General features: G+C 71.8%; 19 protein-coding genes. 9 read left to right on the forward strand and 10 right to left on the reverse strand.

Going from position 1 to position 23,357, the window contains the following annotated elements; translation table 11 throughout:
- Positions 1 to 215 precede the first annotated feature (215 nt).
- Positions 216 to 2,186: a calcium-binding protein gene (locus tag ACFWPS_RS43225; protein WP_383716669.1), complete on the forward strand. Its 1,971-nt coding sequence runs from the start codon at positions 216 to 218 to the stop codon at positions 2,184 to 2,186.
- Between the two features lie 48 nt (positions 2,187 to 2,234).
- Here the strand turns inward: ACFWPS_RS43225 and ACFWPS_RS43230 are convergent, their stop codons facing one another.
- From ACFWPS_RS43230 to ACFWPS_RS43260, 7 genes are all read right to left on the reverse strand, one after another.
- Entirely contained in the window at positions 2,235 to 2,837 is a 603-nt protein-coding gene (locus ACFWPS_RS43230; protein WP_383716670.1) for a hypothetical protein, read from the reverse strand.
- On the reverse strand, positions 2,824 to 4,362 hold the full coding sequence (locus ACFWPS_RS43235) for a substrate-binding domain-containing protein (RefSeq protein WP_383716673.1): 1,539 nt from the start codon (positions 4,360 to 4,362) through the stop codon (positions 2,824 to 2,826). Before ACFWPS_RS43235 ends, ACFWPS_RS43230 begins: the two co-directional genes overlap by 14 nt.
- A gap of 26 nt (positions 4,363 to 4,388) precedes the next feature.
- Entirely contained in the window at positions 4,389 to 5,588 is a 1,200-nt protein-coding gene (locus tag ACFWPS_RS43240) for a toxic anion resistance protein (protein WP_383716725.1), read from the reverse strand.
- Positions 5,589 to 5,618: 30 nt separating this feature from the next.
- On the reverse strand, positions 5,619 to 6,695 hold the full coding sequence (locus tag ACFWPS_RS43245; protein ID WP_383716676.1) for a hypothetical protein: 1,077 nt from the start codon (positions 6,693 to 6,695) through the stop codon (positions 5,619 to 5,621).
- A 109-nt stretch (positions 6,696 to 6,804) separates the two neighbouring features.
- Positions 6,805 to 7,389, reverse strand: coding sequence for a Uma2 family endonuclease (locus ACFWPS_RS43250; protein ID WP_383716728.1), 585 nt, complete (start codon positions 7,387 to 7,389; stop codon positions 6,805 to 6,807).
- An 86-nt stretch (positions 7,390 to 7,475) separates the two neighbouring features.
- Positions 7,476 to 7,883 carry a hypothetical protein gene (locus ACFWPS_RS43255; RefSeq protein ID WP_383716678.1) on the reverse strand — a complete coding sequence of 136 codons (408 nt, stop codon included), beginning with the start codon at positions 7,881 to 7,883 and terminating at the stop codon, positions 7,476 to 7,478.
- 93 nt (positions 7,884 to 7,976) lie between these two features.
- Entirely contained in the window at positions 7,977 to 9,188 is a 1,212-nt protein-coding gene (locus ACFWPS_RS43260) for a pyridoxal phosphate-dependent aminotransferase (RefSeq protein ID WP_383716681.1), read from the reverse strand.
- 159 nt (positions 9,189 to 9,347) lie between these two features.
- On the opposite strand from ACFWPS_RS43260, the gene ACFWPS_RS43265 reads away from it, so the two are divergent.
- Together ACFWPS_RS43265 and ACFWPS_RS43270 are read left to right on the forward strand one after the other, a co-directional pair.
- Positions 9,348 to 9,989 (forward strand): hypothetical protein, encoded by a 642-nt coding sequence (locus tag ACFWPS_RS43265; protein WP_383716684.1) that lies wholly within the window; start codon positions 9,348 to 9,350, stop codon positions 9,987 to 9,989.
- A 378-nt stretch (positions 9,990 to 10,367) separates the two neighbouring features.
- Complete coding sequence (locus ACFWPS_RS43270) at positions 10,368 to 11,201, forward strand: trypsin-like peptidase domain-containing protein (protein ID WP_383716686.1); 834 nt, start codon at positions 10,368 to 10,370, stop codon at positions 11,199 to 11,201.
- Positions 11,202 to 11,291: 90 nt separating this feature from the next.
- On the opposite strand, the gene ACFWPS_RS43275 is transcribed toward ACFWPS_RS43270, so the two are convergent.
- Positions 11,292 to 12,908, reverse strand: coding sequence for an amidohydrolase family protein (locus tag ACFWPS_RS43275; protein ID WP_383716688.1), 1,617 nt, complete (start codon positions 12,906 to 12,908; stop codon positions 11,292 to 11,294).
- Positions 12,909 to 12,918: 10 nt separating this feature from the next.
- Positions 12,919 to 14,202 carry an amino acid deaminase gene (locus tag ACFWPS_RS43280; RefSeq protein WP_383716691.1) on the reverse strand — a complete coding sequence of 428 codons (1,284 nt, stop codon included), beginning with the start codon at positions 14,200 to 14,202 and terminating at the stop codon, positions 12,919 to 12,921.
- Between the two features lie 206 nt (positions 14,203 to 14,408).
- Between ACFWPS_RS43280 and ACFWPS_RS43285 the strand changes: the two genes are divergently transcribed.
- The 5 genes from ACFWPS_RS43285 (at position 14,409) to ACFWPS_RS43305 (ending at position 19,102) form a co-directional block, all read left to right on the forward strand.
- Positions 14,409 to 15,581 (forward strand): sugar kinase, encoded by a 1,173-nt coding sequence (locus ACFWPS_RS43285; RefSeq protein WP_383716730.1) that lies wholly within the window; start codon positions 14,409 to 14,411, stop codon positions 15,579 to 15,581.
- Positions 15,578 to 16,345, forward strand: a complete 768-nt coding sequence (locus ACFWPS_RS43290; RefSeq protein WP_383716694.1) for an IclR family transcriptional regulator — start codon at positions 15,578 to 15,580, stop codon at positions 16,343 to 16,345. The genes ACFWPS_RS43285 and ACFWPS_RS43290 overlap by 4 nt, the downstream gene beginning before the upstream one ends.
- The gene (locus ACFWPS_RS43295; protein ID WP_383716697.1) at positions 16,342 to 16,752 is read left to right on the forward strand and encodes a RidA family protein; all 411 of its coding nucleotides are present in this window, start codon (positions 16,342 to 16,344) and stop codon (positions 16,750 to 16,752) included. Before ACFWPS_RS43290 ends, ACFWPS_RS43295 begins: the two co-directional genes overlap by 4 nt.
- Positions 16,753 to 16,872: 120 nt before the next feature.
- Positions 16,873 to 18,354: a GntP family permease gene (locus ACFWPS_RS43300; protein WP_383716700.1), complete on the forward strand. Its 1,482-nt coding sequence runs from the start codon at positions 16,873 to 16,875 to the stop codon at positions 18,352 to 18,354.
- 88 nt (positions 18,355 to 18,442) lie between these two features.
- Entirely contained in the window at positions 18,443 to 19,102 is a 660-nt protein-coding gene (locus ACFWPS_RS43305; RefSeq protein ID WP_383716702.1) for a hypothetical protein, read from the forward strand.
- Between the two features lie 84 nt (positions 19,103 to 19,186).
- Here the strand turns inward: ACFWPS_RS43305 and ACFWPS_RS43310 are convergent, their stop codons facing one another.
- Positions 19,187 to 20,542: a M14 family metallopeptidase gene (locus tag ACFWPS_RS43310; protein ID WP_383716706.1), complete on the reverse strand. Its 1,356-nt coding sequence runs from the start codon at positions 20,540 to 20,542 to the stop codon at positions 19,187 to 19,189.
- 451 nt (positions 20,543 to 20,993) lie between these two features.
- Here ACFWPS_RS43310 and ACFWPS_RS43315 point away from each other — a divergent pair, with 451 nt between their 5' ends.
- Positions 20,994 to 23,354: an ATP-binding protein gene (locus ACFWPS_RS43315; protein WP_383716708.1), complete on the forward strand. Its 2,361-nt coding sequence runs from the start codon at positions 20,994 to 20,996 to the stop codon at positions 23,352 to 23,354.
- Positions 23,355 to 23,357: the final 3 nt, after the last annotated feature.

Here is a 23,357-nt window from a genome sequence, read left to right on the forward strand (position 1 = left end):
CCGTCTGCCCCGGCGGATGCGGGGACGGCAGGCCTTCGCCTGTGCGGGTGGGGTCCCGGTCGCCCGCCGGGGTGATTTCCTGCGGCCGGTGAGGGCAAGGCGGCTCGTGGCGCGTCGACCTGTGGACCGGCGCCGGAACGCTGGCGGCCATGTTCACACCACATGTTCGATCGTTCACACCTGGTGTTCGATCACTCACGATCCGGGCCGGAACCATGGCAGCCACCCTCCTGGCGCTGCTTCTGGCCCTGCCGGGCACCGCGGTCGCCGCCCCCGGCGACCTGGACACCACCTTCGCCGGCGACGGCACGGTCCTCACCGACTTCGGAGGCAGCGATTCCGCGGCCGACGTGGCCCTGCAGCCCGACGGCAGGATCGTCTCCGTCGGTGTCACCTTCGACAGCTCCGCGTCGGAGGGCGACTTCGCGCTGACCCGGCACAACGCCGACGGTTCCCTGGACACCACCTTCGACGGCGACGGCAGGGTGACGACCGCCATCAACAACCTGCCGTCGAACGAGGGCCTCCAGTGGAGCGAGGCCCATGCCATGGCCCTGCAGCCCGACGACGGCAACATCGTGGTGGCGGGCAGTAGTTGGCGAGGGCCCGACAACTGCTGCTGGTTCACACTGGCCCGGTACAAAGCGGCCGACGGCTCGCTGGACCCGAGTTTCGGCAACGGTGACGGCCGGGTGTTCACCGACTTCGGCGTCCCCGAAGAGGCCACGGACGTCGTGGCGCTGCCCGGCGGCAAGATCGTCGCAGCGGGTTCCGTCGGCGGCGATGCCGCGGTGGCCCGTTACAACCCCGACGGCACCCTGGACCAGAGCTTCGGCGGTGACGGCAAGGTGACCACCGCTCTGGGGTCGTCCTCCCAGGAGGGCGGCGACGTGCGCGCCCTGGCCGTGCAGCCCGACGGCAAGGTCGTGGTCGCGGGTGAGGTCGGGACGACCCGGTTCGACTTCGTGCTCGTCCGCTACAACACCGACGGCAGCCTCGACACGGGGTTCGGCACCAACGGCATCCAGCGGACCGACTTCGGTGACTACGACTCCGCGGAGGCGCTCGCGGTCCAGCCCGACGGCAGGATCGTCGCGGCTGGTTCGAGCGGCGGCCGGACCGCTCTGGCCCGCTACAACCCCGACGGGACCCCGGACCCGGCCTTCGGCGGCAACGGCCAGGTCGTCACCCCCGGAGCCGGTGCCGAGGACATGAAGCTGCAGAGCGACGGGCGGATCGTCGTCGCCGGCACCGGGCCGGGCGGCTTCACCGTCCTGCGGTACAACACCGACGGCGGCCTGGACAGCGGCTTCGGCAACGGCGGCCGGGTGGCCACGAGCTTCGGCGGCAACGAGGCGGCCCACGGCGTGGCCGTCCAGCCCGACGGCAGGATCGTCGCCGTCGGTCAGGGCGGACCCGGCACCGACTTCGCCCTGGCCCGCTACCTGGGCGGCGCGGGCACACCCCCGCCCCCGCCCAGGGCGGACCTCTCGGTCACGAAGACGGGCCCGTCCTCCGTCACCATCGGCGACCGGGCGACCTACACCGTCCGTGTGACCAACGCGGCCGATTCCACCGCCTCCGCCACCGGCATCACGCTCACCGACACGCTCTCCGGAGCGGGCGCGACCCTGGCCTCGGCCACCCCCGTCCAGGGCAGCTGCACCACCACCGCGACCGGCGCCACCTGCGCCCTCGGCACGCTGGCGCCCGGCACGAGCACCACGGTCACGGTCGTCGCCGAACCCCGCGCCACCGGCACCCTCCGCAACACCGCCACGGTCACCGCCACCCCGGCCGACCCGGCGACCGGCAACAACACCGCCACGGCGACCGGCACCGTCAACAACTCCCGGGGCTGCACCGTCATCGGCACCAGCGGCACCGACACCCTCGACGGCACCAACGGCAACGACGTGATCTGCGGTCTGGGCGGCAACGACACCCTCCGCGGCAACGGCGGCACCGACACCGTCTACGGCGACTACGGCAACGACACCATCGACGGAGGCCTCGGCAACGACACCCTCTACGGCGGTCCGGGCAACGACATCGTGAACGGATCCTCCGGCAACGACCGGGTCGTCACCACCGACGGTGTGTCCGGCAACGACACGGCCAACGGCGGCGTCGGCACCGACACCTGCACCACCGACCCGGGCGACACCCGCATCAGCTGTCCCTGACCCCCGCGCCGGCCTCCCGCACGCGGGAGGCCGGCCCTTCCCGGAAGGTCAGTTGTTGCGGTCCTCCAGATAGCGGGTGTGCGTCTCCTGGCGCCGGGCCTCGGCGTCCCTGAGGTCGGCCGCCAGGCGCTCCGCCTCCTCCTTCAGGAGGGCCAGCTGGCGCTCCAGGTGCCGCTCCGGAGGCTCCTGGCCGGGTGCCAGACGCGTCCACCACCGGGTGCGTACGAAACTGTCGACCGCCTCCGGGATGTCCTGCCGTACCGTCCGCGAGAGGACGTGCACGCCCTCCGGGTCCTGGGCGAGCAGCTCGGCGGGCCGGCCCGGGTCCAGCAACGCGGTCAGCAGGTCCGTCAGTTCGCCGAGCCGCGCCTCGGTCGGGGCCGGCAGCCCCACCTCCGCCAGGTAGGTCTCCAGTTTGCGGAAGTCGGCCCGCACCTCTCCCAGCTGGGCCGACGGGGTCGGGAACGCCGGCAGCGGCGGGCGTTCCGGCGGTGCGATCAGTGCGCCCGCGCCGTACAGGCCCGCCACCACCACCGGCCAGTACGTGCCCGCCACCCCCGTGAAGGTCAGGACCAGGCCGACGAGACCGGCCCCGCTGCCCGTGAGGTTCTTGCGGGATTCGAGGTAGGCGAGGACCTTACTGGTAGCCACGGATCTCCTCGAAGGCGCCGTCCAGCGAGCCCTGCTGGGCGTCGAAGAGACGGCCGCCGGTCAGGTCGGCGATGTGCTGGAGTTCGGTGCGTGAGGAGTCGCCGAACAGGATGGGGAAGACCGGGATGTTCCGCTGCGCGAGGGGCAGGGCGCGGTAGAAGCCGTCGAAGTCGCCGGCCTTGGCGCCCGCGGTGTTCTCGCCGTCCGTCATCAGCACGATCGAGGTGAAGGTGTCCCGTTCGACGCGCAGGTTGTCGTACGCCTTCTCCAGCGAGGTGTAGATGGCGGTGCTGCCGTCGGCGCTGAGGGCCGCGGTGTCCTGGCGGATGCCGTCCAGGCCCGCCCGCTTGTCCTTCGGGTCGACCACATGGGTGCGGACGCTCTTCACACCCGACGCGAACGGCATCAGGGTGATCTCCTCACGGTTGCGGAAGTCGCTGGTGAGGTCGGTGAGGGCCGACTTCAGACGGGAGAGCCGATCGCCCTTCATCGAGCCCGAGGTGTCCAGGACGTAGACCGTGCGGGAGGGGCGGCGCAGGTCGTTCTCGAAGGCCGAGACGAGCCCGTCGGCCACCGACCTGGTGCCGGGGAAGGGGAGTTCGCGGCGCCTGGTGGTGTCCAGGCCGGCGGCCGGCGGGACGGAGGCCACCACCGGGCGGCGGCGGGTGGTGTCCGTGATGAGCTTCTGCACGGCCGTGGTCCGCAGGTCCTCCGTCACCCTGCGGACGTCCTCGCGGGTGGCGGAGGAGGTCGAGGCCAGGGAGGAGAACGGGTAGTCGGCGGTGAGCACGCCGTCGCTCGGGCGGATCACGGTGAGGTCCGGGATGCCCTTGAGGACGGACTCGTAGTTGAGCAGGGCGTCGACGTCGGTGCGCCGCTGGTAGGCGGTGGCCAGCCAGCCGGAGGAGCCCGAGGTCAGGGTCTGGCCCTTGAAGAACTTGCGCAGCCGCGGGGTCGCCTTCGACACGTCGTCGTCCGTGAGCGCCGACTGGGCGCCGGAGAGCGCGGAGGCCACCGAGACCAGGGTGGAGAAGCCGGAGTTGGAACGGGCCGGGTCGGTCATGCCGTACGTCAGCTTCCCGGCTTCGACGGCCTGCTCGATCTGGGACCAGGTGACATCGGCCGGCTTCCAGCCGAGCGCCTTGACGGTGGCCGGCCTGACGCCGATCGCGACCGGGCTGGACATGATCGAGGTCTCGGAGACGACCTTCTTCGCCGCCTCCGGACGCAGCCGCAGATAGTCGTCGGAGGACAGCCAGAGCGCGTCGTACTTCCCGTCGACCTTGCCCTTGGCCAGCAGGTCGATGGCGTCCAGGGTGCCCATGTAGGTCGGACGGATCGTGACCCCGGTGTCCTTGCGGACGCGGTCGAAGACGGCCGTCATGTCGCTGAGTTCGGAGGAGGCGAGGACCCGGAGGGTGCCGGGCCTCGGCGCCGTGGAGTCGTCGCCGTGGTCCCCGGAGGTGCAGCCGGCCAGGACCACGGCCGCCGCCGCGAGGAGGGCGAGGAGAGCGCGTCTGTTCATGCGGCGTCTGTTCATGTGGCGTCTGTTCATGCGAGGCCGCCCTCCAGCGCACCCTTCGCACGGCTGCGCTCCAGGTAGGCGCTCGCCTGCTGGAGTTCGTCCGTGAGGGACTGCACGGTGTTCGCCATCGCCTCGGTCGCCTGCACCTTGTAGGTGTCGATGGCGTCCAGGGTGCGGTAGATCTGCTGGAACGCGGCCCGCAGCGTCTCGGCGCCCACGGCCGGGTCGGCGGCGATGCGCTGGATCTCGCCGCTCTGGCTCGCGAGCATCTCTGCGTTGCCCCGGATCAGGTCCTCGGTCGTCCCGCGCAACGCGTTGACCTGATCGATCACCTTCTTCTGGGTGTCGAGCGCGGAGGCCAGCATCACGGAGATGCGCAGGGCGGACACGGTGGTGGTGGCGGCGCGTTCGACACCCTTGATCAGCTCGTCGTTGTTGCGCCGTACGACGTCCATCGCGAGGTAGCCCTGCGCGGACACCGCGAGCTGGGTGAGCAGGTCCTGGTGCTTCTGCCGGACCGGGAACAGCACGTCCGCCCGTACGGCGTCGGCCTCCTGGGGGTCCGGGATCCGGGCGACGTGCTGCTCGACGGCGGTGTCCAGGGCCTGGGTGAGCACGACGTACTCCTGGAGCTTGCCCATGGTCTCCCAGAGCCGCACCCGCTCGGTCTGCAACGCCGCGTTGTCCCGCCGTAGTTCGTCCTGCCCGCCGCGCAGCGAACCGACGATCTTGTTGAGAGTCCCCTGTGCGGAGGCGTACTTGGCGACATGGTCGCGGAGCTTGTTGCCGCCGGGCAGCCGGGAGAGGAACTTGCGGCCCTTGCCCGCGGGCAGGTCGCGCGGGTCCAGGTCCTCGACGACCCGGCGGAGTTCGACGAGCGAGCCGGCCACCTTGGCCTGGGCGTCGCCGCCCTTGTCGGGCAGGCTGCGGACGGCACGTTCCAGCATGCGGTTGGACTGCGAGGCGGCGGTGCGCATCTCGCCGGCGCCGAGGCCGGTGATCTCGCCTACCTTGCTCGCGAACTCCGGCGACCGGGCGTCCAGGGCGGCAAGGTCCCGGACGTAGTCGGAGGCCTTCCGCGCCATGTCCGTACGGACACCGTCGTCGACGGGCACCAGCCCGCCGGCCTTCTCCCGTGGCACGGGCGCGACCGCCTCCGGCGGGGTCAGCGTGAAGACGTCGTCACCGCTGAGCGTGGGCGTGGGCTCACCGCCGCTCGGCACCATCTTGTCGAAGTTGCTCACAGGGTCCCCCCGTCAGCCGCGCGCCCGGCGGGCCATCTCGTGCAGCACCGCGGAGGTGGGCACGGGCGCCTGCCGGACGCCGGTCAGTGTCTGGTTGAGGTAGGCGGCGCGGTCGGCGGTGGCCCTGACGAACTCGGCGGAGTCGCCCTGGGGCCGGAAGCCGTGTCTGACGGCGAGCTTGCGCAGGGTCGGGTCGGTGCTGAGGAGTTCGCCGAGTGCCCGGCCGGCGTCGTCGAGCGGCACGACGGTGTGGTCGCTGTTGACCGTGGTGTCCGGGTAGAGGACGACGAGGTCGTCGGAGCCGTGCTGCTCCGCGAGCAGCGACACGACCTGTGACTCGTACAGGCACACCAGCGGGTTGCCGGCGCCGCTGATGAAGTCCCGGAACACCGAGTCGCTGCTGGGCTGTTGGGCACCCTGCACGCTGACGAGCTTGTGCAGCAGCGGCGCCGTCCTCCTGACGTCGGCATCACTCGCCACCACCCGTCCGCCATTGGCGACATAGGAGGCGGCGGCGAGGTAGAGGGCGCCGGAGTTGGAGGTCTCCGGGTCGGTGCTGGTGACGTAGAGCGTCCCGGTCAACTCCCCGTGTGCCTTGGCCCCCTTGAGCTGCTGCCAGGTCCGGTCGTGCTCGGCCGCGTCCAGATAGGCGGCCATCTTCAGGGTGCCCTTGCCCTTCCCGTCGAGCACGGCGAGGCCGTTGGCGGCCAGCACCTGGGCCGCGCCGCGGTGGGCCACCACCACGAGGGGTGAGTAGAAGGGCCGGGGGAGGGGCTGGCGGGCGTGGTACTTCTCGGCCAGCGTGTCGGCGGGCGCCGAACTGGACGGGAAGGCGAAGTCGTAGCCCTTCAGGTTCAGATCCTCCATGGCCCAGGATCCGGACGCCTCAGTCTTCACGGTGTAGCCCTTGGCGGCGAGGGCCTTCACCACATCGGGATCGGCGAAGAAGTCCGACTTCTCCGAACCGATCACACCACGCACGGTCTTCGTTGCCGTGCCCTTGTCGTCCCCTTGCCGGCCTGCGACGACGGCAGCCACCACGCCACCGATCAGCAGCACCGCCAGGACGATTCCCGCGATACGTCTCACGAGGGGGAGAGTGCTCCCGGAATCCCTCACTCCTGGGTGGAACGGGTGAACGAGGGGTGAAGGGGGCGCCCCGGAACGAAACCGGAGCGCAGAGCTCCGCCGGGTACCGTCAGGCGGGGTCGTTCCCGGCCTTGCCGTAACGGCGGAAGCCGGAGGTCTCCACCTGCCAGGGGCCGAAGGGCACCACATCGCCGTAGATGTACGGGTCCATGCGCCGGTAGCGGTCCCCGCACGGGTCGGCATGCACCTCGATCGTGCCCTTCCGGGGGTTGACGATCATGTAGTGGGCGATGCCCATCGCCGGGTATTCGCTGATCTTTTCGACGTAGTCGTTGTCCGGGTTGGACGGGGACACGATCTCGACGACGGCCAGCACTTGGGAGGCGTCAACGGCGAGCCCCTCCTCGTCGAGCACGTCCTCGATGATGACGACGGCGTTGGGGCGGCGCATGCGAGCGAGGGCCGGGTGTTCGACCTCGGGGCCGGGGACGCAGCCGTAGCCGGGGTGAGTGGTGAGGAGCTGTTGGTCCAGTTGCTTACAGATGCGGCGGATGGTGCCCTCACGGCGCTTCGACGGGCACATCATCGCCAGTCTCGGGCCGGAGGGACCGATCTCGACGCTCCAGGTCCCTTCGAGCTGCTCCGCGTAGGCCCCGAGTTGCTCGGCGATCGCGCGCATCTTCGGGTAGTCCATGCCCATGACCTCAGCGTACTGACATGTGGCAACCCGGTCCGCGCGTCGCTGCGGGAGCGCGCGGACCGGGGCCGTCGGGGGCGGCGTCAGCCGGCCGTCGTGAGGGCGGTGGCTGCCGCGTGGGCGTCCATGCGTTCCGCCGCGAGGATCGCGGCCGCGGTGTCCGCCCGGGACGCCGCGACCACCAGCGCGCGGCCGGCGAGTGCGTGTGCGCGCCCGTGGAGCGCGGCCGGCTCCTGGACCGCCGTCAGCGACGCGCGGACCGGCGTCCGTCCGCCCCGCAGCCGGGCCACCTGCTCGGCCAGCCGGGTCGCGGCGGCGTCGAGGTCGGTGGACGGCGTGAGTGCGCGCAGCTCGTCGGTGACGGCCAGCAGCGCCGCGAGGTGTCCCGCGAGCTGGATGTCCAGCTCCTCCTCGCGCGTCCGGTGGGGGAAGTCGGAAGGCGTGCCGGCCATCGTGCTGTGGACCGACTTGGTGCGGATCGGTTCGTACATGGGAGATGGCCTCCTGTGCTCTGACAGGAAACCATCCTAGCTTAGATTTCGTCTAAAGTTGACGCGGTTCACGGACCGTGATGCGGCGGCTACCTACGGCTGGCCGTACCCGTCCAGGAACCGCCCGATCCGCGTGATCGCGTCCCGCAGATCCCCGACCGTCGGCAGGGTCACCACCCGGAAGTGGTCCGGCTCCGGCCAGTTGAAGCCGCTGCCCTGGACGACCATGATCTTCTCCTGCCGCAGCAGGTCCAGGACCATCTGCCGGTCGTCCTTGATCTTGAAGACCTGGGGGTCGAGGCGCGGGAAGAGGTACAGCGCGCCCTTGGGGCGCACGCAGCTCACGCCGGGGATCTGGGTGAGCAGGTCGTAGGCGAGATCCACCTGCTCCTTCAGCCGCCCGCCCGGCAGGACGAGGTCGTTGATCGTCTGGCGTCCGCTGAGCGCGGCGACGACACCGTGCTGACCCGGCATGTTCGCGCACAGCCGCATGTTCGCGAGGATCGTCAGGCCCTCGATGTAGGAGTCGGCGTGCGCGCGGGGCCCGGAGATGGACATCCAGCCCACCCGGTAGCCGGCCACCCGGTACGCCTTGGACATCCCGTTGAAGGTGAGCGTGAGCAGATCAGGGGCGACGGCGGCGGTCGGCGTGTGCGTGGCGTCGTCGTAGAGGATCTTGTCGTAGATCTCGTCCGAGCAGACGAGCAGGTTGTGGCGGCGGGCGATGTCGGTCAGCCCGCGCAGCATCGCCTCGTCGTACACCGCGCCCGTCGGGTTGTTCGGGTTGATGATGACGATCGCCTTGGTGCGGTCGGAGACCTTGCGCTCGATGTCGGCGAGGTCGGGCATCCAGTCCGACTGCTCGTCGCACCGGTAGTGCACGGCCGTACCGCCGGAGAGGGAGACGGCCGCGGTCCACAGGGGGTAGTCCGGCGCCGGGACCAGCACCTCGTCCCCGTCGTCCAGGAGCCCCTGCATCGCCATCACGATCAGCTCGGAGACGCCGTTGCCGATGAAGACGTGCTCGACGTCGGTCTCGATGCCGATGGTCTGGTTGTGCATGACGACCGCGCGCCGGGCGGCCAGCAGCCCTTTCGCGTCGCCGTAGCCGTGCGCCGTCGAGACGTTCCGGAGGATGTCCTCCAGGATCTCCGGCGGGCACTCGAAACCGAAGGCGGCCGGGTTGCCGGTGTTGAGCTTGAGGATGCGGTGCCCCGCCGCCTCAAGCCGCATCGCCTCCTCGAGAACCGGGCCCCGGATCTCGTAACAGACATTGGCGAGCTTGGTCGACTGGATCACCTGCATGTCGGTGAGCTTACGGGGCGGTAACGCCCGCCGGGTCGTGTTTTCCACCACGTGAGACACGTGTGGGGGACAGCCGGGACCGGGGCGGGGCTCGGCGATTTGGCCTGTTATCGCCGGTAGCTGTCTCAAAGGCCCCTCCTCTCCCTACAATCCGCGTCCATGCCGAGACCTGCCGAGGACGAGACCGGGGCGCCCAGCGTCTACCGACCCGAGGGCGCACCGGCCCCCGCGTACGAGGAGTACCGGGACCCGGCGACCGCGCACGGCTGGCTCAACGCATACGACGAGACGCGCGAACTGCCCCGGATCACCCCCGCCCCCGCCCCTGCCCCTGCCCCCGCGGGACCGGGCCGCGCCGACCGGCGGCGGGCGGCCCGCGGTGCGAGCGACGTGCGCGGCCGGCGCGGCAGGTACGTGGTGGCCGCGGTGGGCGCGGTGGGCGCCGCGTCCGCGCTCGCGCTGATCGTGGGCCTTCCCTTCTCCTCGTCCACCGACGCCCCACCGGGCGGGCAGGGCGATGCGAAGCGCACGGCCGGCGAGTCGTCGGCCGCGGCGGCGCCCGGACAGAGCCCGCGCACCGAGTCCGTCGCCTCCTCGCCGAAGTCGGCGGCACCGGCCACGGCGTCACCGTCGGCCCGGCCCGACGCGTCGGCGAGCGCCTCCCCGAGCGCCACCGCGACCGGCGGGACGGGCACGACACCTTCGCCGACCGCCACCGCCGGCACGACGCCCACGGCGACCTACCCGGACGGGGGCCACGGCTGGGGGCACGGACGGGGTGGCGGCGGCAAGTCCCACTAGGGGGCGAGCCTCGCGGGCCGTGCGGTGTCCGTACCTCAAGTGGCGTCCGGGGCGGGTGGGTTGACCCATCACCGGACGGAAGGGAGCGGGTGGATTTCTCGCCGCTCGAAGACGAGCCCGTGACCGCGCCGGAGGCCGATCTGCCCGACACCGGGCGGGCCGCCCGGCAACTGGTCACTCCCGTGTACGACTCCCGGTCCGCGACCCCGCCGGCGCTCCGGCGACGGCACCTGCGGCGCCGCCTGTACGGAAATCCGCCAACGCCGGTCCTGAAACAACTCCTTGCCCGCATGGGTCCTTGTGATGAGAATGTGCATGACAAAACAGCGGGTGGCCGGAAGATCTCCGGTCACCTCGTCGTATAGAGGGGACCCCCACATGAACAAGCCTCTCGTCGCCGCGCTCGCCTCCCTGGCCATCACCGGGATCGGCGTGGTTCCGGCCGTCGCCTCGCCGCGGACGGCAAAGGCCGCGGCGGTAACCGTCAACTTCGCGGGCACCGTCTCGCTCAGCAACTGCTCCGGCTCCGTCATCCGCTTCCCGAACTCCGCGGACAGCGACCCCGCCCTGGTCCTCACCAACGGCCACTGCCTGGAGACCGGCTTCCCTGAGCCCGGCGAGGTCATCACCGGCCAGTCCTCCAGCCGTACCTTCGGCCTGCTGAACTCCGCCGGCACCAGGGTCGCCACGCTCCGTGCCAACCAGGTCGTCTACTCCACGATGACCGACACCGACATCACGATCTACCGCACCACCACGACGTACGCGGCGATCAAGAGCTCCTACGGCATCAGCCCGCTGACCGTCAGCGCCACCCACCCCGTCGCCGGCACCGCCATCAAGGTCGTCTCCGGCTACTGGAAGACGATCTACAGCTGCAACATCGACGGGTTCGTGTACCGGCTGAAGGAGGGTGACTGGACCTGGAAGGACTCGGTCCGTTACACCTCCGCCTGCAACACGATCGGCGGGACGTCGGGGTCGCCGGTGATCGACACCAGCACGGGCCAGGTCGTCGCCGTCAACAACACGGGCAACGAGGACGGGGAGACCTGCACCGTCGACAACCCGTGCGAGGTGGACGAGAACGGGAACGTGACGGTCCGGCAGGGGATCAACTACGCGGAGGAGACGTACATCATTCCGGCGTGCTTCACGACGGGGAACGTGCTGAGCCTGAGTGCGAGTGGTTGCACCCTGCCCAAGCCGTAGGGGGTGGCGGGCGCCGTTGTCGGGTGCGGGTTCGTGGGGGCTGGTCGCGCCCACGCGGCGGCAGCCGCACATCGATACAGCCCCGCGCCCCTAAAGACCTTGCGGTGAACGTCGGATGGCTCGTCCCGCCAGTTCGTCAGTTCTCCGGCCGTTCTCGATCACGAAGCGGCCGTCGATCAGGACGTGCGGGATGCCCGTCGGCAGTCGGCGCGGGTTCTCGAACGTCGAGCCTGCCGCCACCGTTCGCGGGTCGAAGAGGACGACGTCGGCCCGGTAGCCCTCGCGCACGAGGCCGCGGTCCGGCAGGCGCAGCCGGGCCGCGGGGCGGGACGTGAGGTGGGCGACGCAGTCCTCCAGGGAGAGGACTCCCAACTCCCGTACGTAGTGGCCGAGGTAGTGCGGGAAGGTGCCGTAGGCGCGGGGGTGGGGTTTCGTGCCCTGGAGGATGCCGTCCGAGCCGCCGGTGTGGACCGGGTGGCGCATGATCGTGCGGACGTTCTCCTCGTGGCCCACGTGCTGGAGGATCGTGCTGCCCAGGCGGTCGGCGACGAGGAGACGGCGGGCCGTCGTCCAGGGGGACTCCCCGCGGGCGTCCGCCGACTCCTGGACCGTACGGCCGACGAAGTCCGTGAGGGCCGGGTCGGCCACGCCCGAGATCTCGATCGTGTCCCACTCGATGGGGACGCCGTGGCAGCCGTCGGAGCCGACGGTCTCCAAGTGGTGGCGGACGCGTTCGGCCGTCGTGTCGTCCGCCAGCCGGGCCAGGGCCGCCGCCGGGCCGCCCTCGTTCGCCCAGCTCGGCAGCATCGCCGCGAGGGTCGTGCTGCCGGGGGTGTAGGGGTAGGTGTCGAGGGTGATGTCCGCGCCGGCGGCGAGGGCCTCGTCCAGCAACGACAGCAGTTCCGGCGCCCGGCCCCAGTTCACGCCGAAGTTCATGGTGGCGTGGGCCAGGTGGAGCGGGCAGCCCGCCTCCCGGGCGAGGGCCACCATCTCCGCGTACGCCTCCAGGGCGCCCGCGCCGTAGGAGCGGTGGTGCGGGCAGTAGTAGCCGCCGTACTCCGCCACCACCCGGCACAGCTCGGTCAGTTCGGCGTCCGGCGCGTACATGCCGGGGGTGTAGGTGAGGCCGGAGGACAGACCGACCGCGCCCTGTGCCATGCCCTCCGCCACCAGCCGGCGCATGTGGTCCAGTTCGGCCGGGGTCGCTCCGCGGTCCTCCCAGCCGACGGCGAGCGCACGGACCGTGCCCTGGGGGATGAGATAGGCCGCGTTGACGGCGATGCCCCGGTCGAGGCGGTCCAGGTACTCGCCCACCGACCGCCAGTCGAAGTCGATGTCGTCACCGGAGCCGTTCCAGCCGGTGACGGCCCGGCGGACCTCCGCCAGCGTGCGGTCGTCGACCGGGGCGTACGAAAGGCCGTCCTGGCCCAGCACCTCCAGGGTCACCCCCTGCGCGGCCTTGGCGCTGTGGTCGGGGTCGCGCAGCAGGGCCAGGTCGCTGTGGGCGTGCATGTCGATGAAGCCGGGGGAGAGGACCAGGCCCTCCGCGTCCAGCTCGCGCGCCGCGCGCGGGCGCCGGCAGCCCGCCGCCGCGGCCTCCTTGACGATCGACACGATCCGGCCGCCGTCGACGACCACGTCCGCGCGGTAGGAGGGCGCGCCGCTGCCGTCCACGACGTCGGTGTCCCGGATGACCAGATCCTCCACGACGGGCTCCCTAGAAGTAGGTGCGGATGTAGTCGACGACCGTGCCGTCCGCCTCGGCGACCGGGATCAGCTGCCACTTGTCGAACGACGTGCACGGGTGGGAGAGACCGAGGCCGATCCAGTCCCCGACCTCAAGGTCGGCCCCGGGGTCCGTGCGCAGCCAGGCGTGCTGGTCGGACAGGCCGGTGACCGAGATTCCGGTCGCCGGGCGCTCCGTGCCCGCCCGGCGGATCACCTGGGCGAAGGGGAGGTCGAGGTCGTAGGCCGCGTCCCGCTTGCCCGCGTTGGCGAAGGCCTGTTCGGGGGAGGGGCGGGAGACGATCTGCGCCCAGAGCCGGAAGGCCGGCTCCAGGGCGCCCTCCTCGGGGACGCGGTTGAAGGGGGTGACCTCGCGGTAGCGGCCGTCGTCATGCGAGACGTACGCGCCCGAGCGCAGCAACTTCAGTACGGGGGCGGACAGTTCGGGGATCCCGGCGAAGACGTCCGCCACCGCGTCGAACCACGCGCTGCCGCCGGCGCTCACGACGATCTCCGCGAGGCCCGCGAACCGGCCCGCCTTGTCGAACTCGACGGCGAGGGCGACCAGCCGGCGCAGATAGGCGTGCACCCGGTCCGGGTCGGCCTGCGGGACCTCCCCCTCGTACCCGGCCACCCCGACCAGCCGCAGGGTCTCCGTCCCGGCCACCGCGTCCGCCACCGCCGCGCACTCCGCCTCCGTACGGACACCGGTGCGGGCGCCCTCCCCGGCGGCGAGCTCGACGACGACGTCCACGGGGCGCGAGGTCCCCGTCGGCTTCAGCGCCGCGTCCATCAGCTCGACCCCGCGCACGGAGTCGACGTAACAGACGAACCGGAAGTCCGCGTCGCGCTCCAGCTCCGCGGCGGTCCAGCGGAGCGCCGCCGCGTCCACGAGCTCGTTCGCGAGGAAGACCCGCCGGGTGCCGAACGCCCGCGCCACCCGCACCTGATGCGGCACGGCGAGGGTGATGCCCCACGCCCCGCGCTCGGTCTGCCGGTGGAAGAGCTGCGGGGCCATCGAGGTCTTGCCGTGCGGGGCGAAGGCGAGGCCGTGCCGTTCGGTGTACGTCTCCATCAGCGCGAGGTTGTGCTCCAGGCGCTCGGCGGAGAGGGCCAGCACCGGGGTCGCGAAGCCGTCGGAGAACAGGTTGCGGCGCTGGGCGGCCAGTTCGCCGACGGTGAGGCCCTCGGCGTCCGGCGGGAGGCCCTTGAAACGGTGGTCGACGCGTTCCTCCGCGAGCCGGGCGAGCGCTTCGGTGCCGGTGTCGAGGGACACGGGGCCTCCCTGATCTGGTGAGTTGCACTCTGTGCAACATCCATTGCGTATATCGCTTACCGCTGTCTAACATCCACGCCAACGCCGGGTCAATGGAGCCCGCAGCGACCCGGACGACGAGACGACGAGGAGCCACCACCATCGTGAAGGCCACGGACGCCGCCCACGTCGTTGACGCCCCGGACGTCGTCGCGCTCGGCGAGTCCATGGTCACGTTCCTGCCCACCCGGCCGGGGCGCCTCGCGGACGTACCGTCCTTCGACCGCGCGATCGGCGGCGCGGAGTCCAACGTGGCCTGTGCGCTGGCCGCCGCCGGGCACGCCGTGCGGTGGGTCAGCCGGGTCGGCACGGACGGGTTCGGCGATCACCTGGTGGAGACCGTCGCGTCGTACGGCGTCGACGTCTCGTCCGTCGGCCGTGATCCCGTGCGTCCTACGGGGGTGTACTTCCGTACGGCCGGGGACCGGGCGACGGACGCGCACGAGGTCGCCTACTACCGGGCGGGGTCGGCCGCCTCCGCCATGTCGGTGGCGAACGTGGACGTCGGCGCGGTGCGCGCGGGCCGGGTCCTGCACCTGTCGGGGATCACGGCGGCGTTGTCGCAGGGGTGCCTGGGGCTGCTGCGGGAGCTGACGGCTTCCGCCGGGGAGCGGCCACTGGTGTCGTTCGACGTGAACTACCGGGCGGGGCTGTGGGGTTCGGGTGACGGCCCGCACGTCCTGCTGGAGCTGGCACGCCGGGCCGACATCGTCTTCGTCGGGGAGGACGAGGCGGAGCAGGCGTGGGGCGTGACGGGAGGGCCGTCGGTGATCCGGGAGTTGCTGCCGGAGCCGGAGGCGCTGCTGGTGAAGCAAGGCGCCCGGGGGGCGACGGCTTTCGTTTCGGCCGCGGGCCGGTGGGGGCTGGTCGCGCCCACGCGGCGGCAGCCGCAAATCAAATACAGCCCCGCGCCCCTGACGGGGCGCCACGGCCGGCCCCCCTTCTCAGCCGCGGGCAGTCGTGCCGCTGGGGCGGCACGGGTGGGCGCGGGCGGCACCCTGCCAGCGCCGCTAAGCGTCCCCGCCCCCCGGCCCCAGCTCACCGGCACCTTCGAACCCGCCCCCACCGTGGACGTCGTGGCCCCCGTCGGCGCCGGTGACGCCTTCGCCGCCGGCTTCCTCTCCGGCACCCTGCGCGGACTGCCGGTCAGGCAGACGCTCAGGCTCGGCCACCTCTTCGCCGCCGCCGCCCTCACCACCCCCGCCGACCTCGCCCCGCCCCCTGCCCGCGACACCACCGACCGCCTGACCGCCCTCGACGACAGCGGGTGGGAGAGACTTCGACTCGGCCCCGGCTGGACGCAAGCCGACGCGGCCGAAGAGGAGGAACGCACCCCATGAGCCAGACCGTCGACCGAGCGCTCAGCATCCTGCCCCTGCTCGCCGAGGGCCCCGCCGACCTCGGCCAGGTCGCCGACCGCCTCGGTGTGCACAAGTCGACCGCACTGCGGCTGCTGCGCACCCTCCATGAACACGGCCTCGTCTACCGCCAGTCCGACCAGCGCTACCGCCTCGGCGCCCGCCTCTTCGCCCTCGCCCAGGAGGCGATGGAGAACCTCGACGTCCGCGAGATCGCCCACCCCCACCTGGCCCGCCTCAACACGGCCTGCGGACACACCGTGCACCTCGCCGTGCTGGAGGAGGGCGAGGTCCTCTACATCGACAAGGTCGAGAGCCGCTATCCGGTGCGCATGTACTCACGGATCGGCAAGCCCGTCGCCATCACCGTCGCCGCCGTCGCCAAGCTGCTCCTCGCCGACCTGCCCGAGCCCGAACGGCGGGCCCTCGCCGACAAGCTCGACTACCCCATGTACACGGCCCGTTCGACGCCGAACGCGGAGGCGTTCCTCAGGGAACTGGCCAAGGTGCGCGAACAGGGCTGGGCCACCGACCTCGGCGGCCACGAGGAGTCCATCAACTGTGTCGCGGCCCCCATCCGCGGCGCCGACGGCCGGGTCGTCGCCGCGATGTCGGTCTCCGCGCCCAACGTCGTCGTCACCGCCGACGAACTCCTCACCCTGCTCCCGCAGGTGCGCCGTACGGCGGACGCGATCAGCGGCGAGTACTCAGGCAGAACCCCGATCAAGGAAGCCGGCAACCGATGACCGAGAAGATCGCCCTCACCCCCACGACCCACACCACCCCGCCCGCCAGGTTCTCGCACGGCGTGCGGAAGGGCAACATCCTCCAGGTCGCCGGCCAGGTCGGCTTCCTGCCGGCCGAGGAGGGCAGGCCCCCGACCCCGGCCGGCCCCACCCTGCGCGAGCAGACCCTCCAGACCCTCGCGAACGTCAAGGCGATCCTCGAAGAGGGCGGCGCCTCCTGGGACGACGTCATGATGATCCGCGTCTATCTCACGGACGTGGACCACTTCGCCGAGATGAACGGCATCTACAACCGCTACTTCGAGGAGCAGGCGCTCACCGCCCCGCCCGCCGCCCGCACGACCGTGTACGTCGGTCTGCCCGCCGGCCTCCTCATCGAGATCGACGCCCTCGCCGTCCTCGGCTGAGGCCGCCACCCCGCCAACTCCCGCACACCGTACGTCTGTCACGGCGCGGCGCCCGCCCGGGTGCCGTACCGCGATGCCCCCTGCCCGAAAGCCTCATGAACTTACGCAGAGGACCCCCACATGTCCCTACCGCTCGCCGCGTCCGCCCCCACCCCCGTAACCCCACCCCACACCGGAGGCCTGCTCCTCCTCCTCGACGGCACCGCCGGGCTCCTCACCGTCGCCGCCATCGGCATCGCCCTGCTCCTCTTCCTCATCATCAAGGCGAGGCTCCAGCCCTTCGTGGCCCTCCTCGCCGTCTCCATAGCCGTCGGCCTGCTGGCCGGGCTCTCGGTCACCGAACTCTTCGGCACCGTCCAGCGCTCGGACGCCGTCTCCACCGTCGAGTCCGGCATGGGCGGCATCCTCGGCCACGTCGCGATCATCATCGGCCTCGGCACCATGCTCGGCGCGATCCTCGAAGTCAGCGGCGGCGCCGAGGTGCTGGCGACGCGCCTCCTCAACCTCTTCGGGGAGAAGCGGGCGCCGCTCGCGATGGGCCTCACCGGCCTGATCTTCGGCATCCCCGTCTTCTTCGACGTCGGCATCTTCGTCCTGGCCCCGCTCGTCTACGCGGCGGCCAAGCGCGGTGGCAAGTCGATCCTCCTGTACTGCCTCCCCCTCCTCGCCGGTCTCTCCATGACCCACGCCTTCCTGCCGCCGCACCCCGGCCCGGTGGCCGCCGCCGCGCTGCTGCACGTCCAGCTCGGCTGGGTCATCCTCATGGGCATCGTCTGCGGCATCCCGGCGGTGCTGGCCGCGTGGGCGTTCTCGGCGTGGATCGGCAAGCGGATCTTCGTCGCCGTACCGCAGGACATGGTCGAGGCGGCCGAGGAGGCCAAGCAGGCGGTCCTGGCGGAGCAGCGGGCCGCCGGGGTGGCACCCCAGGAGAAGCCGGTCCCCCTCGCGACGGTCCTGGCCATCATCGGCACGCCCCTCGTCCTCATCCTCGCCGCGACCTTCTCCTCGATCGCCCTGGACCCCTCCACCGGCCGCTCGGTGCTCGAGTTCTTCGGCACGCCGATGGTCGCCCTCACCATCGCCCTGGTCCTCGCCTACTACCTGCTCGGCATCCGGCGCGGCTGGTCCCGCAAGTCCCTGGAGACCGTGTCGACGGCGTCCCTCAAGCCGGTCGGCAACATCCTGCTGGTGGTCGGCGCGGGCGGGATCTTCGGCGCCGTACTGAAGGCCAGCGGGGTCGCCCAGGCCCTCTCCGACACCTTCAACGGCGTCGGCCTCCCGGTGATCGTCCTGTCGTACCTGATCTCGGTGGTCCTGCGGGTCGCCCAGGGCTCGGCGACGGTGGCGATCGTGACGACGGCCGGCATCGTCGCCCCACTTCTCACCGGGGAACACCACTCCCAGGCCTTCGTGGCCCTCGTCATCATGGCCATCTCGGCGGGTTCGATCTTCGCCTCGCACGTCAATGACGGCGGATTCTGGATGGTCGCCAAGTACTTCGGCATCAGCGAGCGCGACACCCTCAGGACATGGACCGTGCTGGAGACGGTGCTGTCGGTGGTGGGGTTCGGGGTGGCGGGTGTGCTGAGTGCGTTCGTGTAGGGGGTCTCGGCGTCTTCGTGTAGGCGTCTGATAACGAAGTCCGGGGCTGGCTGTGTCCGGCACAGGTTCTTGGACCATACTGCCCGCTGTGGAGCAGCGCATAGGAGCCAACAGCCAGCCCCTGGAAGGCGCCGGATTCGACCCGGCCTTCATCCCCGGGCTCACCTCACCCGCGCCCGCCGAGCCGGCGGACGCGAAGCCGGAGGACGCCCGGCCGGAGGCGGCCGAGGAGGCCGAGGACGTGAAGGCGGCGGCGGAGCCGGTGGCCGAGGCCACGGCGGACGCCGACGACGCCGCGGACTCCGCGGACGACGAGGAGACCCCCGAGGGGCCCGCCTTCGAGGCCGCCGACCGTCGCGCCCGGATAGTGGCCGACCACCAGGGCGTGCGCCTCAGCCTCGACGAGGAGAAGTGCGAGTTCCGCTGGGACGAGATCGGCGCGATCGAGACCGAGGCCCCGCGCTTCGGCAAGCGCTTCACGATCACCGTCCACACCCCGGACCGCCGCTGGTTCCCGATCGAGATCGAGGCGACGTCCCGCTCCCGCTTCAAGGAGTGGGAGGAGCAGCTGGACGAGGTCCTCGACGCGTACTTCGACGAAGGCGCGGAAGAGGAAGAGGAAGACGCCCTGGAGGCGGAGGCGGAGGCGGAGACCGAGGCGGAGGACAACGCCGCGGACGACGCCGAAGTCGACGAGAAGGCCGTCGGCAAGGCCGTGGACAAGGACAAGGCCCTCCGCGAGGAGTAGCCCCGTCCCGTCCACGACCGAGCCGCTCCGGCCCCGGTGGCTGCCCCACCGCCGGAGGGGCTCACCCGTCGGAGTCCCGGTCGGCTAGCTGCAGTACTGCGCTTCCTTCCCGATCGACCGGTACATGCAGTCCGCGTTCTCAAGCAGTTGGAACACCGCGTCCCGGTTCCGGGAGGTCTCCCGCTCGATCACCTCGTCGGGCGGGTAGAAGCCACCCCCGGAACTGGACGTCGGATACATCTCGAAGGTGTAGTCGAAGATCTTCTGGCTGCCCCACAGATAGTCGTCGATCGAGCCGTCGGTGATGTACAGATCGCTCGACTGCTCCGGCGTGTAGCCGTTGCTCGCCGCCATCTTCTGCCCGACCGCCTTGAACGCGGCAGCGTCGTCCGCGGTCATCCCGGTGGCCGTGTCGGCGGTCGTGTAGCCGAACGGCCACAGCACCAGCTCGCTGTAGGTGTGGAAGTCGATCCCCGCCTTGATCTGCTGCTTGCCGCCGACGACCCGGCTGCGCACGAAGTCGGCGACCACCTTCACCTCCGGCGCCGACTCGGCGGCCGCGCCCCGGTAGGTCTCCGAGGACGTCGAGCCCGACGAGCCGCCGCAGCAGCCCCACTTGTAGTTCCAGTTCCGGTTCAGGTCCGTACCGACGTACGAGGAACCGGAGTTGGGCTGCCGGTTCTTGCGCCACGAGCGGTACGAGCCGGTGGCGATGTCGTACTCCCCGCCGTCGGGGTTGAGGTCCGGGACGATCCAGATCTCCCGGCTGTTGACGATGTTCGTGATCCGGGAGTCCGATCCGTATCCCGCGCCCAGCTCCCGCAGCAGATACAGCGCCATCTCCACCGTGAGGTGCTCGCGCGCGTGCTGGTGGAAGGTGAGGAGGACCTCGGGCTCGTTCTCGTCCGTCGCCACGTTGTCGCTGACCTTGATCGCGACGATGTCCCGGCCCTGGTACGACTTGCCGATCACCTGCTTGCTCATGATCGAGGGGTAGGCGGCGAGCCGCTGGTCGATCTCGGCGTTCGCCTCGGCGTAGTTGTGGTACTTCGAGTCGGCCGTCGGGAAGTCGAACAGGCGCAGTTGGTCGGCGGCGGACGACCGGTCCGGGGCCGCGCCGAGGGGCGTGACCTCATAGCCGAGGCGCTTCAGCGCGGCGATCTGCGCGGGCCGTCCGGAGACGACCACCGTCTCCTCGTCGGCCTCGTCCACGGAGACGCCCGCCTGCTGGATCGCCGCGCGGGTCACCGGGGTGGTGCTCTGGTGGATCTCGTACTGCCGGACGTCGTCGGCCGACGGGGCGGCCGGGCGGGCGCTGTCGGCGGTCGCGTGTGTCGCCGTCGCCGACACGGGGGCCGTGAGGGCGAGGGCGAGCAGGGCGCCGAGTGCGGCGGTCCGTCTGCCGCTGCGGGCACCGGAGCCGCGGGTGCGAAGTCGCATGAAGTCTCCTGGGGGAGAGGTGGGGGTTGTTCAGTGCGACGTGCCTGTGCAGGTGCTGTGCGTGGACTGTGCGGGCTGTGCGGTGCCGCCCATCGTCCAAGTAATGGCATGAACAGGTCAAGACCGTAAAACCAGCCGCGCGGATCGGCCGCATGCGGCGGCTGCGTACGGCGGCCACGTGCGGCGGCTGCGTAGGTCGGCCGCGCACACCACCGGCGCACACCACCGGCGCACACCACTGGCGCACACCACCCCGTGCGTCACCCGCGTACGTCACCCGCGTACGACAGCCGTGTTCGCCAGTCCTGTGAACCGGCCGCGCAGTGTACGCGCGTACCCGACGCCGCAAGCGGCCCCCGCCGAAGTGCACCCACCCGCGTGACGTCGGTGTGCGTTCTCCCGGTCCGCCGGGAGACCGTGGTCGGACGGCCAAGAGGAGGGCTGGCTGATCATGGGCGGATCGGCGCCGCGTGGGGGCTGCCATCTGCCGGTCGAGACGACCAGCTTCGTCGACCGGAGAGACGAACAGGCCGCGGGCCGCGAGCTGTTGGCCAAGGCCCGCCTCGTCACGTTCACCGGCCCCGGCGGGGTCGGCAAGACCCGGCTCGCCGCACATGTCGCGGCCCGCGTGGAACGCGCCTTCCCCGACGGCGTCCGCTATGTGGCCCTCGCCGGCCTGCACGATCCGGCGCTCGTCCCGCTGGCCGCCGCCGACGCCCTCGGCCTGCACGACCACTCCGACCGGCCGCCCCTGGACGCGCTGGTGGAGCAGCTCCGCGACCGGCGCCTGCTCCTCGTCGTCGACAACTGCGAGCACCTGCTCGCCGCCTGCGCTGGCCTCGCGGCCGCCCTGCTGCGCGGCACCACCGGCGTCCGCATCCTCGCCACCAGCCGGCACCGTCTCGGCCTCACCGAGGAACACCTCATGGAGGTACGGCCGTTGCCGGTCCCCGACCCGGACGGCGACCTCTCCGCCGCCGAGTCCCAGCCGGCCCTCGCCCTCTTCGCCGACCGCGCCGCCGCCGTACTCCCCGGTTTCCGGCTCACCCCCGCCAACCGCGCCGCCGTGGCCCGCCTGTGCCGCCGTCTCGACGGGCTCCCGCTCGCCATCGAGCTCGCCGCCGTCCGGATGCGCGTCCTCGGCCTCGACCAGCTCCTCGCCCGCCTCGACGACCGCTACCGCCTCCTCACCGCCGGCAGCCCGGCGGCCCTGCCCCGCCACCGGACGCTCCGCGCGGCCGTCGACTGGAGCCATGAACTCTGCACGGCGCGGGAGCAGTCGGCGTGGGCCTGGCTGTCGGTGCTGCCCGGCAGCTTCGACCTGGAGACGGCCGAGGCGGTGTGCCACGAACCCAGCCCGCGCGAAGAGGGCGGGGCCGAGCAGGGGAACCGCCCGCCCGACGTCCTGGAAGCCGTCGCCGGGCTCGTCGACAAGTCCGTGCTCGTGCGGGAGGAGCCCCCGGACGGTGGTGGCGGTGGGGCCCGGTACCGGCTCCTCGACACCCTCCGCCACTACGGCCTCGACCGGCTCCGGGCGCGGCCCGGGGCGGAGGCCGCCGCGCGACGCCGGCACCGGGACCATGTGCAGAGGCACGCGGCGGCCTGCGAAGCCGTCTGGTTCGGGCCCGGCCAGCGGGAGATCGTCGCCCGGCTCCGCGCCGACCAGGACAACCTGCGCGCCGCCCTCGACTTCAGCCTCACCACCCCCGGCGAGGCCGGCGCAGGGCTGCGGCTCGCGGGCACCCTCTGGTTCCACTGGCACGCCTGCGGCGCCCCGCGCGAGGGCCGCTACTGGCTCGACCGAGCCCTCGACGCCAACCCCGAGCCGACCGCCGGCCGCGCCCGCGCCCTCTGGGTCTCCGGCCTGCTCGCCGGCAGCCCCGAGGACCTCACCCGGGGCCTGCGCCGCGCCCGCGAGGCCCGCGCCCTCGCCGAGCGGCTCGGCGACCCGGCGGAGGCCGCGCACGCCGACTACGTCATCGGCGTCGTCCAGCTCTTCGCCGACGACCTGGGCGCCGCCCGCGCCCACTACGAGACCACCGTCGCCCGCGGCCCCGTACCCGGCCAGCATCTCAGTCTGCACGGCCTGGACCTGGTCGAACTGGCCTGCGCGTACGCCTTCCTGGGGCAGGCCGACCGGGCCACCGCCGTCTGCGAGCGGGCCCTCGGCCTGTGCGAGGCGCACGGCGAGGAATGGGTCCGCTCCTACGTCCTGCGCATCCTCGCCCTCGCGCACGCCGTCCGCGCCGACTGGCGCCGCGCCGAGCCCCGAGCCCGCGAGGCGCTGCGCCGCAAACGCGAGGTCCACGACGTCATCGGCATCGGGCTCACCCTCGACCTGCTGGCGAGGATCGCCGACGGCCTCGGCGCGGCCGAGCGCACCGCCGTCCTGCTCGGCGGCGCCGACCGCGTCTGGTCCGACATCGACCGCGACCGCTGGGGCTCCGCGGCCCTCAACTCGGCCCGCCGTGACTGCGAGACCCACGCCCGCGCGGCCCTGGGGCCGGGGGCGTACGAGCGGGCGTACGGCCGGGGCGGCGCACTCGGCCTGGCGGACGTGGTGGCCTACGCCCTCGGTGAGGAACCACAACCCCCGCCCCGTCAACCCGAGTTGCGGACGGCGCCGGTCCGGCTCACCCGTCGCGAGACCGAGGTCGCCGAGCTCGTCGCCGAGGGGCTGGGCAACCAGCAGATCGCCGACCGCCTGGTCATCGCCCGCCGCACCGCCGAGGGTCATGTGGAACGCATCCTCGGCAAGCTCGGCTTCAGCAACCGCAGCCAGATCGCCGCCTGGGTGACCGCCCGGCGCTGACGC

The sequence above is a fragment of the Streptomyces sp. NPDC058457 genome, assembly GCF_042720695.1.
In the GTDB taxonomy this organism is placed as follows: Bacteria; Actinomycetota; Actinomycetes; order Streptomycetales; family Streptomycetaceae; genus Streptomyces.

What these genes read in the sequence shown, in the direction of transcription:
- ACFWPS_RS43225 (WP_383716669.1), top strand. Translation starts at nt 216, where the DNA reads ATGGCAGCCACCCTCCTGGCGCTGCTTCTGGCCCTGCCGGGCACCGCG.
- ACFWPS_RS43235 (WP_383716673.1), bottom strand. Translation starts at nt 4,362, where the DNA reads ATGAACAGACGCGCTCTCCTCGCCCTCCTCGCGGCGGCGGCCGTGGTC.
- ACFWPS_RS43240 (WP_383716725.1), bottom strand. Translation starts at nt 5,588, where the DNA reads ATGGTGCCGAGCGGCGGTGAGCCCACGCCCACGCTCAGCGGTGACGAC.
- ACFWPS_RS43250 (WP_383716728.1), bottom strand. Translation starts at nt 7,389, where the DNA reads ATGGACTACCCGAAGATGCGCGCGATCGCCGAGCAACTCGGGGCCTAC.
- ACFWPS_RS43255 (WP_383716678.1), bottom strand. Translation starts at nt 7,883, where the DNA reads ATGTACGAACCGATCCGCACCAAGTCGGTCCACAGCACGATGGCCGGC.
- ACFWPS_RS43260 (WP_383716681.1), bottom strand. Translation starts at nt 9,188, where the DNA reads ATGCAGGTGATCCAGTCGACCAAGCTCGCCAATGTCTGTTACGAGATC.
- ACFWPS_RS43265 (WP_383716684.1), top strand. Translation starts at nt 9,348, where the DNA reads ATGCCGAGACCTGCCGAGGACGAGACCGGGGCGCCCAGCGTCTACCGA.
- ACFWPS_RS43270 (WP_383716686.1), top strand. Translation starts at nt 10,368, where the DNA reads ATGAACAAGCCTCTCGTCGCCGCGCTCGCCTCCCTGGCCATCACCGGG.
- ACFWPS_RS43285 (WP_383716730.1), top strand. Translation starts at nt 14,409, where the DNA reads ATGGTCACGTTCCTGCCCACCCGGCCGGGGCGCCTCGCGGACGTACCG.
- ACFWPS_RS43290 (WP_383716694.1), top strand. Translation starts at nt 15,578, where the DNA reads ATGAGCCAGACCGTCGACCGAGCGCTCAGCATCCTGCCCCTGCTCGCC.
- ACFWPS_RS43295 (WP_383716697.1), top strand. Translation starts at nt 16,342, where the DNA reads ATGACCGAGAAGATCGCCCTCACCCCCACGACCCACACCACCCCGCCC.
- ACFWPS_RS43300 (WP_383716700.1), top strand. Translation starts at nt 16,873, where the DNA reads ATGTCCCTACCGCTCGCCGCGTCCGCCCCCACCCCCGTAACCCCACCC.
- ACFWPS_RS43310 (WP_383716706.1), bottom strand. Translation starts at nt 20,542, where the DNA reads ATGCGACTTCGCACCCGCGGCTCCGGTGCCCGCAGCGGCAGACGGACC.
- ACFWPS_RS43315 (WP_383716708.1), top strand. Translation starts at nt 20,994, where the DNA reads ATGGGCGGATCGGCGCCGCGTGGGGGCTGCCATCTGCCGGTCGAGACG.